General features: G+C 51.4%; 16 protein-coding genes. 11 read left to right on the forward strand and 5 right to left on the reverse strand.

Features of this window, described 5'->3' with window-relative positions; all coding sequences use genetic code 11:
- Window positions 1-336 precede the first annotated feature (336 nt).
- A complete protein-coding gene (pheS, locus tag WKK33_RS10665; RefSeq protein WP_337933814.1) occupies window positions 337-1,374 on the reverse strand; it encodes a phenylalanine--tRNA ligase subunit alpha in 1,038 nt (345 codons plus the stop codon).
- 110 nt (window positions 1,375-1,484) lie between these two features.
- Here pheS and WKK33_RS10670 point away from each other — a divergent pair, with 110 nt between their 5' ends.
- From WKK33_RS10670 to WKK33_RS10680, 3 genes are read left to right on the forward strand one after another with little or no spacing between them, the layout of a single operon-like run.
- Window positions 1,485-2,339, forward strand: a complete 855-nt coding sequence (locus tag WKK33_RS10670; RefSeq protein WP_287767734.1) for a DUF4348 domain-containing protein — start codon at window positions 1,485-1,487, stop codon at window positions 2,337-2,339.
- A 2-nt stretch (window positions 2,340-2,341) separates the two neighbouring features.
- On the forward strand, window positions 2,342-3,367 hold the full coding sequence (murB, locus tag WKK33_RS10675) for a UDP-N-acetylmuramate dehydrogenase (RefSeq protein ID WP_215759952.1): 1,026 nt from the start codon (window positions 2,342-2,344) through the stop codon (window positions 3,365-3,367).
- Between the two features lie 2 nt (window positions 3,368-3,369).
- Complete coding sequence (locus WKK33_RS10680; RefSeq protein ID WP_337568521.1) at window positions 3,370-4,134, forward strand: MBL fold metallo-hydrolase; 765 nt, start codon at window positions 3,370-3,372, stop codon at window positions 4,132-4,134.
- A gap of 1,279 nt (window positions 4,135-5,413) precedes the next feature.
- Here WKK33_RS10680 and WKK33_RS10685 read toward each other — a convergent pair.
- The 3 genes from WKK33_RS10685 to WKK33_RS10695 all read right to left on the reverse strand — a co-directional run bounded on the left by WKK33_RS10685 (window position 5,414) and on the right by WKK33_RS10695 (window position 6,348).
- On the reverse strand, window positions 5,414-5,656 hold the full coding sequence (locus WKK33_RS10685; RefSeq protein ID WP_309438103.1) for a hypothetical protein: 243 nt from the start codon (window positions 5,654-5,656) through the stop codon (window positions 5,414-5,416).
- A 30-nt stretch (window positions 5,657-5,686) separates the two neighbouring features.
- Window positions 5,687-6,034, reverse strand: a complete 348-nt coding sequence (locus WKK33_RS10690; protein WP_337636709.1) for a phage holin family protein — start codon at window positions 6,032-6,034, stop codon at window positions 5,687-5,689.
- A 95-nt stretch (window positions 6,035-6,129) separates the two neighbouring features.
- A complete protein-coding gene (locus WKK33_RS10695) occupies window positions 6,130-6,348 on the reverse strand; it encodes a YtxH domain-containing protein (RefSeq protein WP_215759948.1) in 219 nt (72 codons plus the stop codon).
- Between the two features lie 251 nt (window positions 6,349-6,599).
- On the opposite strand from WKK33_RS10695, the gene WKK33_RS10700 reads away from it, so the two are divergent.
- The 8 genes from WKK33_RS10700 to rplT all read left to right on the forward strand — a co-directional run bounded on the left by WKK33_RS10700 (window position 6,600) and on the right by rplT (window position 14,214).
- Window positions 6,600-7,100, forward strand: coding sequence for an SPOR domain-containing protein (locus WKK33_RS10700; protein ID WP_337933810.1), 501 nt, complete (start codon window positions 6,600-6,602; stop codon window positions 7,098-7,100).
- A gap of 48 nt (window positions 7,101-7,148) precedes the next feature.
- A complete protein-coding gene (ruvX, locus tag WKK33_RS10705) occupies window positions 7,149-7,568 on the forward strand; it encodes a Holliday junction resolvase RuvX (protein ID WP_215759946.1) in 420 nt (139 codons plus the stop codon).
- Window positions 7,565-8,128 (forward strand): peptide deformylase, encoded by a 564-nt coding sequence (gene def, locus WKK33_RS10710; RefSeq protein ID WP_337468802.1) that lies wholly within the window; start codon window positions 7,565-7,567, stop codon window positions 8,126-8,128. The genes ruvX and def overlap by 4 nt, the downstream gene beginning before the upstream one ends.
- A gap of 34 nt (window positions 8,129-8,162) precedes the next feature.
- Window positions 8,163-10,142, forward strand: a complete 1,980-nt coding sequence (locus WKK33_RS10715) for a tetratricopeptide repeat protein (protein ID WP_337933812.1) — start codon at window positions 8,163-8,165, stop codon at window positions 10,140-10,142.
- A gap of 407 nt (window positions 10,143-10,549) precedes the next feature.
- Window positions 10,550-12,496 (forward strand): threonine--tRNA ligase, encoded by a 1,947-nt coding sequence (gene thrS, locus WKK33_RS10720; protein WP_337933813.1) that lies wholly within the window; start codon window positions 10,550-10,552, stop codon window positions 12,494-12,496.
- Window positions 12,497-12,858: 362 nt separating this feature from the next.
- A complete protein-coding gene (infC, locus tag WKK33_RS10725; RefSeq protein WP_337568528.1) occupies window positions 12,859-13,557 on the forward strand; it encodes a translation initiation factor IF-3 in 699 nt (232 codons plus the stop codon).
- A gap of 70 nt (window positions 13,558-13,627) precedes the next feature.
- A complete protein-coding gene (rpmI, locus tag WKK33_RS10730) occupies window positions 13,628-13,825 on the forward strand; it encodes a 50S ribosomal protein L35 (protein ID WP_215759941.1) in 198 nt (65 codons plus the stop codon).
- Between the two features lie 44 nt (window positions 13,826-13,869).
- Window positions 13,870-14,214 (forward strand): 50S ribosomal protein L20, encoded by a 345-nt coding sequence (gene rplT / locus WKK33_RS10735; protein ID WP_215759940.1) that lies wholly within the window; start codon window positions 13,870-13,872, stop codon window positions 14,212-14,214.
- A gap of 134 nt (window positions 14,215-14,348) precedes the next feature.
- Here rplT and WKK33_RS10740 read toward each other — a convergent pair whose 3' ends face one another.
- The gene (locus WKK33_RS10740; protein WP_337677910.1) at window positions 14,349-14,492 is read right to left on the reverse strand and encodes a hypothetical protein; all 144 of its coding nucleotides are present in this window, start codon (window positions 14,490-14,492) and stop codon (window positions 14,349-14,351) included.
- Between the last annotated feature and the right edge of the window lie 251 nt (window positions 14,493-14,743).

Here is a 14,743-nt window from a genome sequence, read left to right on the forward strand (position 1 = left end):
AAACACTTGCGAGTTTTTTTGCAATTAACAAGTCGGCATATTTCGGATGGTTACTGTAGTTCTTGTTCGTGCTTGTTTCGAGCAGGCTGACTATGGCGGAAACGCGAATGGAAGCATGAGACCGAAAGAAATGCCGGTAAGCGTTGAAAAGAGCCGGAAGTATTCTAACAATCTTCTTGTTTCGGCCTAATGGGCCGATTGGTGATAAATGTGTATTTGCCTAAAACGCCAAGAAGGCGCAACGTTACCGCTGCGCCTTCTTGGCGTTTTAGTATTGAATGGAATGATTTTCTCCTTTATTATATAGGGAGGTTTCAACCTGCGGGTTAAGCCCTATTAGTATGCGCTTTGGAACTCCTCGAGGAAACGGGTGTCGTTCTCTGAGAAGAGACGGAGGTCGTTGACACCATACTTCAGGTTGGCGATGCGCTCTACGCCCATACCGAAGGCATAGCCCGTGTAAACCTCGGGGTCGATGTTGCAGGCTGCCAAGTCGTGTGGGTCGACCATGCCGCAACCCAAAATCTCCACCCATCCGGTGTGCTTACAGAAGTTGCAGCCCTTTCCTCCGCAGATAGAGCAAGAGATGTCCATCTCGGCACTGGGCTCGGTGAACGGGAAGAAGCTGGGGCGAAGGCGAATCTTCGTGTCGGCGCCAAACATCTCGCGAGCGAAGGTGAGGAGCACCTGCTTCAGGTCGGTGAAGCTTACGCCCTTGTCGACATACAGACCCTCCACCTGGTGGAAGAAGCAGTGGGCGCGCGCTGAGATGGCCTCATTGCGGTAAACGCGTCCAGGGCAGAGCACACGGATAGGCGGCTCGTGGGTCTCCATATAGTGGGCTTCGTCGCCCGAGGTGTGTGAGCGAAGCAGCACATTCTTGGTTACGTCGTTGGGGTTCTGGGAGATGAAGAACGTGTCCTGCATGTCGCGTGCTGGGTGATCGGCAGCAAAGTTGAGCATGGTGAACACGTGCTTGTCGTCGTCGACCTCAGGACCATTGTAGAGCGTGAAGCCCATACGCTGGAAGATGTCGATGATCTCGTTACGGACAAGTGTCAGCGGATGGCGAGTGCCAAGGCCGACGGGGTAGGCAGTGCGTGTGAGGTCGAGGCCCTCAGATGCCGTCTCGGTGGTCTCCACCTGCTCGCGGAGCGCGTTGATCTTGTCGGTGGCTGCCTTTTTCAGTTCGTTGATCTTGATGCCCAGCTCGCGCTTTTCCTCTTTGGCCACATTGCGGAAATCGGCAATGATGGCGTTGATTTCGCCTTTCTTACTGAGATATTTCAATCTGAGTTGCTCCACATCCTCAGCGTTTTTGGCTGAGAGGGCTGACACTTCTTTGAGAAGTTCGTCTATCTTGTCTGTTAACATCATCTTTTTGATTAACTTTATTCGATTTGCAAAGTTACTAACTTTTATTTGAAAATGCGGTTCTATTAAAAAAAATATGTGTAATTTTGCCTCGGTTTATGAATGATGTTATGAGAAAAGGAATTGTATTTGCTGTTTTCTTTTTGCTCTTGCTGATGATGGCCGTGCCCTATGGGTGCACCGACCGGAAAGCAGCATCGGCCGACTCAGCGGCGTCCGACACGCTGGTTAACGACACTTCGAGCCTCGATTCCACAGAGACTTTGATAGCCGAGACCCCTGTTCCCAAGGCCGCCGACGAGCTTTTCGACGACTTTGTGTTCAATTTTGCGGCCAACCGCAAGTTGCAGATGAGGCGCATCCAGTTCCCGCTGCCCGTCTACCATAACGGGAAGCTGACCAAGCATGTGGACAAGGAGCAATGGAAGATGGAGCACTTCTTCATGCATCAAGGCTATTACACGATTGTGTTCGACAACAACAAGCAGAAGTATTTGATGAAAGACACCACTGTCGGACATGTTGTCGTGGAGAAGATCTTCTTTAAAAGGAAGACCGTTCAGCAGTTTGTGTTCGACCGTTTACAGGGCGAATGGATGCTGACGTCGATGAATTACAAGCCCCTTTATCAGAACAAGAACGCCTCGTTCCTGAGGTTCTACCATCATTTTGCGGTCGATTCAGCTTTCCAGGTGAAGAGCATGGCCGACGAGGTGGAGTTTACGGCTCCCGACCCGGAGGACGATTTCTCGCAGATCTCAGGCGTTATCATGCCCGAGCAGTGGCCCGACTTTAAGCCGACACTTATTCCGCGCGGCATCATATACAACATTATCTACGGACAGCATTACACCGAGACGACCCGAAAGATATTCCTGATTCGTGGCATTGCCAATGGTTTGGAGATCGAGTTGGTTTTCCGTAAGGTGAAGGGCAAGTGGAAATTGGTGAAATTCAACAGCTAAGTATGCAGACATTTACAGACATTTCGTTGCTCAGTCGCAACACCTTTGGCATCGACCAGAAATGTGCCGAGTTGTGGGTTTATCAAAATGTGGCCGACGCTACGCAGGTGGCGCTCGACGACAAGTTGCGTTCGATGCCTTACTTGCTGGTGGGCGGTGGTAGCAACCTGCTTCTGACGCGCGATTTCCCAGGCATCGTCATCACACCCGAGAAGCGGTTTGACGTGAAGGTGGAACGTGAAAGTGCAGATGATGTGGTTATTCGCTGCTGGGCTGGAACCACGTTCGACGATGTGGTGGCTTACGCTGTGGAGCAGGGATGGTATGGCATGGAGAACCTGAGCCTCATTCCTGGCGAATGCGGAGCGTCGGCGGTGCAGAACATTGGAGCCTATGGCGCTGAGGCAAAGGACATCCTCGTGGATGTGGAAGCCGTGGAGCTGGCCACAGGAAAGCATGTCGTCATCAAGGCGGAAGATTGCAATTATAGCTATCGACAGAGCCGATTCAAGCACGAATGGAAAGACAAGTATGTTATCCTGACGGTGAGTTACCGTCTCTCGAAGACTTTTACGCCCGACCTTGACTATGGCAACATACGTGCCGAATTGGAGCGTTGTGGCATCGATGCGGCGACGCTGACGGCCCATCAGCTGCGTCAGGTAATTGTCGATATCCGTCGCGCCAAGCTCCCCGACCCGGAGGTGATGGGCAACGCAGGCTCTTTCTTTATGAACCCTGTCGTAGACGAGGCTACGTTTGAGCGCCTGAAAGCTGAACATTCTGATCTGCGCTATTTTGAGATGGGTGAGGGACGATACAAGATTCCTGCCGGATGGATGATCGACCAATGCGGCTGGAAGGGCAAGAGCCTGGGCCGCGCTGGTGTGCACGACAAGCAAGCCTTGGTGCTTGTGAACCGAGGCGGAGCGAAAGGCGAGGATGTGGTGGCGCTGATGCACGCCGTTCAGGCATCGGTGAGAGAACGGTTCGGGCTGGAGCTGCACCCGGAGGTGAATGTGATATGAGCATGCGGCGGCTGACTTTCCTGGGCACAGGAACCTCCACGGGTGTTCCGGTGAATGGATGCGACTGTGAGGTGTGTAAGAGCACGGACCCGCACGACAAGCGGTATCGCGCCGCTGCGATGTTGGAAACCAAGCATACTCGCATCCTTATCGATTGTGGTCCTGACATCCGAATGCAACTCATGCCATTGCCCTTTAGGCGTATCGATGGCCTGCTGCTCACCCATGGCCATTACGACCATGTGGGTGGACTCGACGATTTGCGACCTTTCTGCAAGTTTGGCGACATCGATATCTATGGCAACGATATCGCGGTGAAGACCGTGATGCATAATTTTCCATATTGTTTTGTGCAACATCTTTATCCCGGTGTGCCGAAATTCAACCTTCACACCATACGTTGCCACCAACGATTGGTCATTGGCGACGTGGAGGTGGAACCCTTTGGCGTGATGCACGACAAGTTGCCCATCTTGGGTTATCGGTTCGGCGATTTCGCTTACATTACCGATATGAAGACCATAGAGGATGAGGAGTTCGAACGTTTGCGAGGCGTAAAGACATTGGTGGTCAATGCCCTGCGGTGGGAAAAATGGCATCATAGCCACATGACGGTGGAGGAGGCCATGGCATTTGCGCAAAGGGTGGGGGCTGAACGCACCTATTTTACTCACATGGGCCACGGAATAGGACTGCATGATGAGGCTAATGCTCGCTTGCCCAAGGGCATGTGGTTTGCCTACGACGGCGAAATCATAGAGGTTTAGCCCCAGTCGGCCGTTCGTTTTTGGTTCTTGTTGGTATTTGTTTCTAACGATTTTCCTGTTTCGTTTTAATGGCCGGTAAGGGGTTAAGGTCTCGGAAATGCTTGTTCGAAACCTGTTTGAACAACCATCGATAGCTATGATATTTTATAGAAATGTGTATTGTAGTGGGTTGGTAACTAATGGGTTGCGCGATGAGGATGGGCGTGTTTTGGTGAAGCCTGAAGGCTTTTTGAAAACACTAAAAAGAAGGGGCTTGTTTTTGAAAGGACACAAAAAAAGGAGTACCGCTGTACTCCAACCTTGTTAACCTTAAATCTAATACTATGAAAAACACGATGCAAAGTTACGACTTTTATTTGAACTTGCAAATATATAGCGCATAAATTTCTTATAAATAACATACGTTAACAAATAAGATTTTCCACTTAATAGTTTTTAATAAGAAAACTTATCAAAGTGTTAGCGTTTCACGCCTTCTTCTTTCTTTTTTCTTTTTGTGACAAAAATAGACTTTGTGCCAAATGCGGTTGCGTTTTTTGTTGCAATCTGAGCGGCTTTGACGCTGGATGGCGCTTAGCCTTGTAAGGACCGTTATGGCTGTGTTTAAGGTTCGTTTGGCAAGGTTGGGCTACATGTGTAGAGGTGGGTGGCCCCGTGGCAGGTTTGGCGATGTGTGGCCACGAAATTGGACTGGTTGGATGTGTGTGGTGGCACTAATGAAAGGTTAAGGGCTGATGACCTTCTGCCTTGTTGGCGCTTGGGGTTGAAAAGTTGATTTGGGATTGCGTGTGATGTAAAATGCGAAACCGCAGTCTTTTGAGGGGTTGGAGGGTAAAACATGAGTCGTGTTTTTGCTAAACGCGAGCTGTGGGTTTGTAAAACCCGAGTCGTGGCTTTATCAATTATGAGTTGTAGCTTTACAAAACGTGAGCTATGGCTTTGCAAAGCGCGAGTTGGGGGTTTACGTGTGGGGGGATGGATTGGCCGATTAGGGTTGAAAAGTACGGTCTGATAAGGGAAGATGGCTTGCCGGGAAGGGCAGGAACGTGGAGGCTTTTGCTGTTATTGTGTAGTCTCATGTGAGACAAGGCGTCGTCATTCGTAAGCTATGGCGTTGGCTGGTGTGAGACGAGGCGTCGTCATTCGTAAGCTGTGGCGTTGGCTGGTGTGAGACGAGGGGCAACTTGTGGATAGGCTTGGGTGGTTCCAATGACAGGCGGGGCAATGCTTGTGATGAAGTGAGGCATCGCCTATGATAGCGTGGAACAACGGATAAAACCTACTTTTTGAACTTGCGATAGAGCTTCCAGCCCAAGATCATGGCGTCGAAGAGACCGGCTCCGGTGCTCAACAGGCTGTTGAAGCGCTTGGTGGGCGACGCTTTGCGATCGAGCGCCTCTGGCTTCTTGAAGAGCGAGCGCCACTCGTTGCTCAACTTGTTGCTGTCTTTTTGGATTTCAGTCTGCAACATAGCCTTGCGCAGTTGTATTTCCTCGATGGTGGTGTAAGACGTTGGTGTCATGGTTGATGAGCGTTGGAAACGAGTTGACGGTTAACTAAGAAGGATGGAGGCGAGAAACTTAACGAGTGGTTTTTCGATCCATTGCTTTCTGAAGATGATAAACAACAAGAGCAGCAGGAAATAGGCTCCGGCAACAATGAGGAACCCAACGGCTTCGCCCACCCATGGCGCCAACGCACTGGCGGCGGCAAAACTGAGGTAGATGAGCATGAGAATGACGAGCAGCGAAATAATGACCGTCATGGTGATGACCGTCAGCAGGCGCACCGTCTTCTCCACTACGTCGAGCTTGATATACTCGCTTTGGAGCGTGGCGTAGTGTTTCAGGGTTTCCACCAGTTGACCGATGGTCTCTATGTTCTTGTCGTTTGAAAACATAATTAGTTGTGGGAAAACGTGGATGATGATGTGTTTTGCCATTCCTGCGGGTGCGCCGAGAGGGTAGTCTGGCGCATCCGAGGATGGACTTGAGGTTATTCGGCTGTGTTGTCTACAGCATCCTTGATGTCGTCGACCAAGTCTTCCGTCTGTTTGCGGTTGAGCTTGATGTCGTGCTTCTTGCAGAAGTCGTCCACAGCGTCAGAAATCTTTGTGCGAGTGTCAGCACCCTTCTCAGGTGCCAGGAGCAAGCCTAAGGCTGCGCCTGCGATGGCGCCACCCAGGAAAGCACCGATGTAACCGATTGTCTTCATAAGCGTATCGTTTAATGGTAAATAGTTATCGTTAGCGAATAGTTCGCATTTTATAATTGCAAATATAAGCATTCCGCCTTAAAATCAAGGCTGAAAAAGGCTATTTTTTGTTAAATAAGCCCTATTTTCCTGATTTAACAAACTTTATGTGGCGTTGCGGCGCACGTATGTGGATTATTTTGTAATTTCGCAAATTAAAGAAGCAAAAGCTTAAAAAGCGATATTACTAACATTTATAATATTATAAAAGTATGAAGAAATACATGGTTTTGGGCGCGGCCTTCTGCGTGGCCTTTGCCTTCACGGGTTGTAAATCACAGGAGAGAGCCTACAAGAAAGTGTGGGAGAAGGCTCAGGCTCAGGAAGAGCAGAACCGTAACCAGGCTCCTGCTCAGGAGACGGCTCCTGTTGTTACTCCGCTCGTGGAGAAGTCGGCCGACCAGACCACAGTTACCAATGTTGACAATGCCACCGTGCGCACAGAGGACGTTACCGTCGTCAGCGGTCCTGGCTTGAAGGCATATAGCGTCGTTGTAGGCTCATTCTCGCTGAAGACCAACGCCGAGGGCATGCAGAACACGCTCAAGCAGGGCGGTTACGATGCACAGATCGCTTACAACTCAAGCATCAATATGTATCGCGTTGTTGCCTCGACCTATGCCGATAAGGCCAGCGCTGTGCAGAGCCGCGACGCCATCCGTGGCAGCCAGTATAACCCCAAGAGCGACGCTTGGTTGCTTTTCAAGAAGTAAGAAGCGGAGCGATTGCCTTGACGCAATGAAGCTCATCAATTGATATTCATGCCGCGAATTCTCTCCATTGATTATGGCAAGAAGCGCACGGGGTTGGCTGTGACCGACCCCTTGCAGATTATTGCCAATGGACTGACGACGGTGGAGACCAAGGATTTGTTCGACTTTCTCAGCCAATATGTGCAAAAAGAGGAGGTCGAGCGAATCGTTGTCGGCAAGCCTATGCAACCCAATGGCCAGCCGTCGGAAAACTTGGCAAGGGTGGAGAACTTCGTCAACCGTTGGCGAAAGGCGCGACCTTCCATCCCCATCGAGTATTATGATGAGCGTTTCACCTCCGTGCTTGCCCATCGAGCCATGATCGACGGTGGCGTGAGAAAGAAGGAGAGACGCGAGAACAAAGGTCTTGTCGATGAAATATCGGCAACGATTATACTTCAGGATTACATGAACTCCAAGAAGAGATGATATTACCTATTTATACATACGGTCAGCCTGTTCTGAGAAAGGTTGCCCAAGAAGTGGCCGTGGACGACCCCACCTTGAAGACGTTCATCGCCGACATGTACGAAACCCTCGACGCAGCGGAAGGCGTGGGCTTGGCCGCACCACAGGTGGGCAAGGCCTTGCGTGTGGTCGTTATCGACCTCGACGTGCTGAAGGACGACTTCCCGGAGTATGCTGGCTTCCGCCACGCCTACATCAATGCACACATCGTGGAGTACGATGATAAGTCGAAGAAGGAGACGTTGGACGAGGGCTGCCTCTCCATCCCTGGTATCCACGAGAGCGTAACGCGCCCCACGCGCATCCATGTGACCTACCTCGACGAGGACCTCAATCCGCACGACGAGTGGGTGGAGGGCTATCTGGCACGTGTTATGCAACACGAGTTCGACCACCTGGAGGGCGTTATGTACGTCGATCGGGTGTCTGCCTTCCGCAAGCAGATGATCAACAGCAAGTTGCGTGGCATCGCACAAGGCAAGTTCCGTTGCCCTTATCGTGTGAAGGCGCCTCGCCGCTAATGGTCGTTTGGCCTAACATCAGAATTCGACTGTTATGAAGCGCGTGCTCGTCCCCATGCTCTTGGCTTTGCTTTTTTGCGGCAAGGCCAAGGCACAATATAATGTGGATCGCCTGATTACCAGTGGTGAGGTGGCGTTGCACTATGAGGACTACGTGCTCTCCATACAGTATTTTAATAAGGTGTTGGCGCTCAAGCCATACCTTTGGTTGCCTTGGTACGACCGTGCCACGGCCAAGTTTTATTTGGAGGACTTTGTGGGCGCCGAGCAAGACGCCTCCAAAGCCATCTCCCTCAATCCCTATATTGAGCAGATCTTCGACCTGCGCGCCATATCGCGCATACGTCAGGAGAAGTACACGGATGCCATCTCCGACTATGGCCGTGCCATCAAGCTCAATCCCAATGTGTCGAGTTTTTGGCTCAACCGTGCCATTTGCCGTTTGAACGCCAAAGACTACGACCAGGCGCTTCTCGACGCCGACACCATCATCTCGCGTTGGTCGAAGACGGCCACGGCCTATTCGTTGAAGGCTGAGATCTATTTGGAGCGCAAGGATACCACCACAGCCGACCTATGGCTAAGCCGCAGTTTGCAGCAAGAGCCTTACAATGCCGACGCTTGGGCCACACGTTCGTTCATCGCATTGAACCGACAGCAGTGGTTGGTGGCCGACTCATGTCTCAGCCAAGTCATACATTTGCGACCCAAGGTGGCGAGCAACTATGTGAACCGTGCTTTGGCGCGCCTCAAGGTGAACAACCTCAGGGGAGCCATGGCCGATTACGACTTGGCCATCGACCTTGCCCCTAACAACTTCCTGGCCCATTATAACCGAGGTTTGTTGCGTGTGCAACTGGGCGACGATAACCGTGCCATAGAGGATTTCGACTTTGTTGTTAAGATGGAGCCGCAGAATTTCTTGGCCATCTATAACCGCGCTTTGCTCAACGACAAGGTGGGCAACCTACGTGCCGCCATCCGCGACTATACCGCCATCATCGAGCAGTTCCCCAATTTCTGGGCTGGTCTGACGCAGCGTGCCCGAGCCTATCGTAAGTTGGGCATGACGGCAAAGGCCGAGCTCGACGAGTTTCGTGTCTTCAAGGCGCAGATGGACAAGCACGTGGGTGTGCAGCAGCGCTGGAGCCGTTCGAAGTTGAAGGCGGTGCGTAAGCGCTCGGAACTCGACTTGAGCAAGTATAACGACATCGTCGTGGAGGACAAGCCGCGTGTGGAACACGAGTACAACAGCGACTACCGTGGTGCTGTGCAGAACCGCGACGTGGAGGTCGCCTTCTTGCCCATGTTCCAGTTGTCGTATTTCACCTATGCCAATGGCGTGCGTGATTACCAGGCTTACGACGCCGCCGTGGATCGGTTCAACAACACGCAGGCCCCCTTGCGCAAGCTTTATGTGACCTGTAACCAGAACCGAGAGAAACTCACCGACACCCAGTCGCGCCAGATATTCCAACTCATCGACGCCCTGACTGAGGGCATCAACGAGGAAACCGACCGCATGGCGCGCGCCGCCCTGCTCTTGCAGCGTGCCGTGGCCTATGCCGAGGCGCAGAACTATGCCGACGCCATTGCCGATCTCGACGATTACCTCTCGATCGACACCCTGTCGGCCATCGGCCGTTGGGAGCGTGCCGTTTGTCAGGCCATGCTCAATAGTTACGATGCTTCGCGTGGACAGAATGTCAGCATGAAGTCGGCACAAGTGGAGGGCGATATCGCCGAAGCCATTAAGGTGGCACCGAAGAACGCCTACCTTTTCTATAATAGAGGCAACCTCTACGCCGCCGCCAAGAACTATTCGCGTGCCATCGACGACTATTCGCGCGCCATCGAGATCGACCCTAACTTCGCCGAGGCTTATCTCAACCGTGGCTTGGCGCGTTGCTATTCTGGAAAAACAACTGATGGATTGCACGACTTCAGCAAAGCTGGTGAGTTGGGCCTTTACAACGCTTACGCCATTAGCAAGCAACTTTCGCGCAAGAAATAGCGCCATCCCATTCCAGGCGCCATTCCCCTTTGCCTATTCGGCCATCCCTGTTGGTTCTGTCAGCCATCCTTATCTATTATGATAGCCATTCTCTTTCTGTGTGAGAATGGCTATGAGCGGTTGCGTCGTTCAATGCGGGGAGCGCGTAGGGACAAGCGTGGAACAACAATGAGAAGGCTCCGGTTGTGATGATGTAGCGAGGCTATTGCGAGACCTCTGTATGGCTATGTTGAGGGCGCATCCAAGCCGTTAGCCTTTCCCGTCGTTGGGTTCGCAGCGTTTTGGGTGCCCCATTGTTCTTTTATGGCAAAGTTCTTCCAATCTGTTGAAAATAAACCGCTTTTTGTTATTGCATTCAAAAAATATGTATTACTTTTGCGGTGATTTAAATAAAACTAATTTGTATCATGGTTAAAATCACATTCCCGGATGGTTCTGTGCGTGAGTACGAGCAGGGCGTAACCGGACTTCAAATCGCTGAGAGCATCTCACCGGCTCTCGCCCGTGACGTTGTATGTTGTGGGATCAATGGTGAGACAACCGAGTTGAACCGTCCCATCAATGAGGACAGCGCCATCCAACTGTTTAAGTTTGATGACGAAGAGGGCAAGCACACATTCTGGCACACCTCCGCCCACTTGTTGGCCGAGGCTTTGCAGGAACTTTATCCCGGCATACAGTTCGGATTCGGACCGGCCGTGGAGAATGGTTTCTTCTACGATGTGATGCCCGCCGAGGGACAGGTTATCTCCGAGAACGACTTCCCGAAGATTGAGGCCAAGATGAAAGAGTTGGCCAAGAAGAACGAGCCCGTCGTTCGCCGCGAAGTGGCGAAGGCCGATGCCATCAAGGAGTTTGAGGCCGCCGGTCAGCAGTACAAGGTGGAGCATATCTCGCTCGACTTGGAGGACGGAACCATTACCACATACACCCAAGGTGCTTTCACAGACCTTTGCCGTGGTCCGCACTTGTTGTCGACAGGCAATATCAAGGCCATTAAGATTACCAGCGTAGCCGGTGCTTTCTGGCGTGGCGACGCAAAGCGCGAGCAGATGACCCGTATCTATGGTATCTCCTTCCCGAAGAAGAAGATGCTCGACGAGTATCTGCAGATGCTTGAGGAGGCCAAGAAGCGCGACCATCGTAAGATTGGTAAGGAGATGGAGCTCTTCATGTTCTCCGACCGCGTGGGTAAGGGTCTTCCCATTTGGCTTCCCAAGGGCACCGAGCTGCGCCTCCGCTTGCAGGATTTGCTGCGCCGCGTGCTGAAGCCTTACAACTACCAGGAGGTCATCACCCCAGGTATCGGCTCTAAGAATCTTTATATCACCAGTGGCCACTGGGCCCACTATGGTAAGGATGCCTTCCAGCCCATTGAGACTCCCGAGGAGGACGAGATCTACATGTTGAAGCCGATGAACTGCCCTCACCACTGTGAGGTGTATTCTCGCAAGCCCCGTTCTTACAAGGATCTTCCCTTGCGCATCGCTGAGTTTGGTACGGTGTTCCGTTATGAGAAGAGCGGTGAGCTGCACGGACTGACCCGCGTGCGTACGTTCACACAGGACGACGCGCACATCTTCGTGCGCAGCGACCAGGTGAAGGCCGAGTTCGAGTCGGTTATCGACATCATCCAGAAGGTCTTCGCTACCTTCGGTTTCGACAACTATGAGGCTCAAATCTCATTGCGTGATCCTAAGGACACAGAGAAATACATCGGTTCTGACGAAATTTGGGAAGAGAGCCAGAACGCCATTCGTGAGGCTTGTAAGGAGAAAGGTCTCCAGGCTCGCGAAGTGGAAGGTGAGGCCGCTTTCTATGGTCCTAAGCTCGACTTCATGGTGAAGGACGCCATTGGCCGCCGTTGGCAGTTGGGTACCATCCAGGTGGACTACAACCTGCCGCAGCGTTTCCACTTGGAGTATACCGCAGAGGACAACTCCAAGAAGACTCCGGTTATGATTCACCGCGCACCGTTCGGTTCGCTCGAGCGTTTCACGGCTGTGCTCATTGAGCACACCGCTGGTCATTTCCCCTTGTGGCTCACGCCCGACCAGGTGGCCATCCTGCCTATCTCGGAGAAATACAACGACTACGCTCAGAAGGTGAAGGCTTATTTCGACAATCAGGATGTGCGCGCTTACATCGACGACCGCAACGAGAAGATTGGCCGTAAGATTCGCGACAATGAGCTGAAGCGTGTGCCTTACATGCTCGTCGTGGGCGAGAAGGAGGCTGCCGACGGACTCGTGTCTATGCGCGTTCAGGGCGGTGGCGAGCAGGCTACCATGAAGATGGAAGACTTCGCACAGCGCATCAAGGACGAAGTGGCCGAGCAACTGAAGAACATTTAATACCGTGGGTGCATAGCCCCCAACCAACCCGGAGCCCTTTGTTTGGCTTGAACGCAACGTATCGTTGCCATGTGGGCGGCGGGACGGTAGGGTGGAGTGGCACCATAGGTTCATGTAATGGACAAGGTGGAAGAAACGCATGTAAATGCGTGACTTCCACCTTATTGCTTTACTCCCAATCGCTCATTAGACCGGAGCAGGAACAATATTGGTGTGTGCTTAGTTCCTGACAAAATCAAATGACCGATTGAGGTTTGAAAAATTGTTGAGGAATTCTTTGGAAGTATCGATAGTTTTTCGTAATTTTGCACGCTGAATTGGGGAAAGTACGCCCACTTCGATACAGAACTTAAAATAGTTGAATGAAAGACAACAACAACAAGATGAAGAATCAGTACCGCGTCAATGGTCAGATCCATGTGCGGGAAGTTCGTGTGGTTAGCGACAATGGCTCAGAAGTGATGCCTACTCGTCAAGCTTTGGATATGGCTCGCCAGCAGGGTGTTGACCTGGTGGAGATCTCTCCCAATGCGCAACCTCCTGTTTGTCGTATCATCGACTATAGCAAGTTCCTCTATCAGCAGAAGAAGCGTCAGAAGGAAATGAAGCAGAAGCAGGTCAAGGTTGAGGTCAAGGAGATTCGTTTCGGACCCCAGACCGACGCTCACGACTACCAGTTCAAGTTGAAGCACGCCCAGGAGTTCTTGGAGGAGGGCAACAAGGTGCGCGCCTATGTGTTCTTCCGCGGACGCTCCATCCTTTTCAAGGAGCAGGGTGAGGTGCTTTTGCTTCGCTTTGCCAACGACCTGGAAGAGTATGCCAAGGTTGAGCAGTTGCCCCGTTTGGAGGGTAAGAAGATGTTCCTCTTCTTGGCTCCTAAGAAGGCAGGTGTGGCTAAGCAGAGCCAGCAGAAGCGCGATCGTCTGGCCGCAGAGGCTGCTGCCAAAGAGGAAAACGCTCAAAAGGCTGCTGAGCAGGCTGAGAAAAACGGACTGCTCGCCAACGCCAAAGGAGGCGACGCCTTGAAGAAGTTGGTTGAGAACAGCGGCGAACAAGAGTAAAAAACTGAGTGGTACCGCCAGGTATATGCGTTGCCACCTTTTATTATAATCATTTTAACAACAACAAAAAATGCCAAAAGTAAAGACTAATTCCGGCGCAAAGAAGAGATTTTCTTTCACAGCTACCGGTAAGATCAAGCGTAATCACGCTTACCACAGTCACATTCTGACTAAGAAGACAAAGAAGCAGAAGAGAAACCTTGTGCACTCGACAGTGGTCGTGCGCGACAACATGAAGCAGGTGCGTGATCTGCTCAATCTGCGTTAATCATTCATTTCACTTTTTAGTCGAACGTTTAAAGAAGAAAAATTATGCCAAGATCAGTAAATCACGTAGCTTCTAAAGCAAAGAGAACACGTATCCTGAAGCTCACGAAGGGTTACTTCGGTGCTCGTAAGAATGTTTGGACGGTTGCCAAGAATACATGGGAGAAGGGTTTGACCTACGCTTACCGTGACCGCCGCAATAAGAAGCGCAACTTCCGCGCCCTGTGGATCCAGCGTATCAACGCTGCCGCTCGTTTGCAGGATATGAGCTACAGCCAGCTCATGGGTGCTCTTCACAAGGCCGGTATCGAGATCAACCGTAAGGTCCTCGCTGACCTCGCCGTCAACAACCCCGAGGCTTTCAAGGCCATCGTTGACAAGGTGAAGTAAATCACAATTGACTCAACATACAAGAGGTGCGCGGAGCAATGCTTCGCGCACCTTTTGCGTTTAGCGCTTTTTTGCCCTCTGATTGTCTTTCTGCGCTGGGTGTTACGGACCTATCGTTGAGAATAATTCGCACATTATTGTTTGCTTTTTGTTTTTTCTGGGATGGGCTTTATCAGTGCGTTGTAGGAAGCTATTTGTGTCTCCTTGTAGTTTGGTGTTTTTCCTGTTGTGGATGGTTTGTGGGCTTTTAGCCCAAAACCTCCCATGGTCTTCATCATTCGTTTGCGTTGAAAAGCGGCAACAAACTATAGTTGAAACTACACACTTCTTTTCGAACGAGCGCATTGTTGGTTCCAAATACGCGATTCTCGGTATAATCTTGCAATACTCTGATAATGAGTTGGTTGTATCGGTGAAGCTGCATCCTTCACTTCCTGCTTTGCCCTTCGTCTTTCCATTTCCCGTATTTCCTATTGCGAAATGTCTTAAACGGATTTAGCTTGTCATGTTTTCCACCCCTTAAATTATC

Source organism: Hallella sp. (assembly GCF_037460745.1).
GTDB lineage: Bacteria > Bacteroidota > Bacteroidia > Bacteroidales > Bacteroidaceae > Prevotella > Prevotella faecis.

Bases quoted from the DNA above. Each gene is read 5' to 3' on its own strand.
- infC (WP_337568528.1), top strand. From the start codon at position 12,859: ATGAAAGACAACAACAACAAGATGAAGAATCAGTACCGCGTCAATGGT.
- WKK33_RS10670 (WP_287767734.1), top strand. From the start codon at position 1,485: ATGAGAAAAGGAATTGTATTTGCTGTTTTCTTTTTGCTCTTGCTGATG.
- WKK33_RS10715 (WP_337933812.1), top strand. From the start codon at position 8,163: ATGAAGCGCGTGCTCGTCCCCATGCTCTTGGCTTTGCTTTTTTGCGGC.
- WKK33_RS10690 (WP_337636709.1), bottom strand. From the start codon at position 6,034: ATGTTTTCAAACGACAAGAACATAGAGACCATCGGTCAACTGGTGGAA.
- thrS (WP_337933813.1), top strand. From the start codon at position 10,550: ATGGTTAAAATCACATTCCCGGATGGTTCTGTGCGTGAGTACGAGCAG.
- WKK33_RS10695 (WP_215759948.1), bottom strand. From the start codon at position 6,348: ATGAAGACAATCGGTTACATCGGTGCTTTCCTGGGTGGCGCCATCGCA.
- WKK33_RS10680 (WP_337568521.1), top strand. From the start codon at position 3,370: ATGCGGCGGCTGACTTTCCTGGGCACAGGAACCTCCACGGGTGTTCCG.
- WKK33_RS10685 (WP_309438103.1), bottom strand. From the start codon at position 5,656: ATGACACCAACGTCTTACACCACCATCGAGGAAATACAACTGCGCAAG.
- rplT (WP_215759940.1), top strand. From the start codon at position 13,870: ATGCCAAGATCAGTAAATCACGTAGCTTCTAAAGCAAAGAGAACACGT.
- pheS (WP_337933814.1), bottom strand. From the start codon at position 1,374: ATGTTAACAGACAAGATAGACGAACTTCTCAAAGAAGTGTCAGCCCTC.
- def (WP_337468802.1), top strand. From the start codon at position 7,565: ATGATATTACCTATTTATACATACGGTCAGCCTGTTCTGAGAAAGGTT.
- ruvX (WP_215759946.1), top strand. From the start codon at position 7,149: ATGCCGCGAATTCTCTCCATTGATTATGGCAAGAAGCGCACGGGGTTG.
- WKK33_RS10740 (WP_337677910.1), bottom strand. From the start codon at position 14,492: ATGATGAAGACCATGGGAGGTTTTGGGCTAAAAGCCCACAAACCATCC.
- murB (WP_215759952.1), top strand. From the start codon at position 2,342: ATGCAGACATTTACAGACATTTCGTTGCTCAGTCGCAACACCTTTGGC.
- WKK33_RS10700 (WP_337933810.1), top strand. From the start codon at position 6,600: ATGAAGAAATACATGGTTTTGGGCGCGGCCTTCTGCGTGGCCTTTGCC.
- rpmI (WP_215759941.1), top strand. From the start codon at position 13,628: ATGCCAAAAGTAAAGACTAATTCCGGCGCAAAGAAGAGATTTTCTTTC.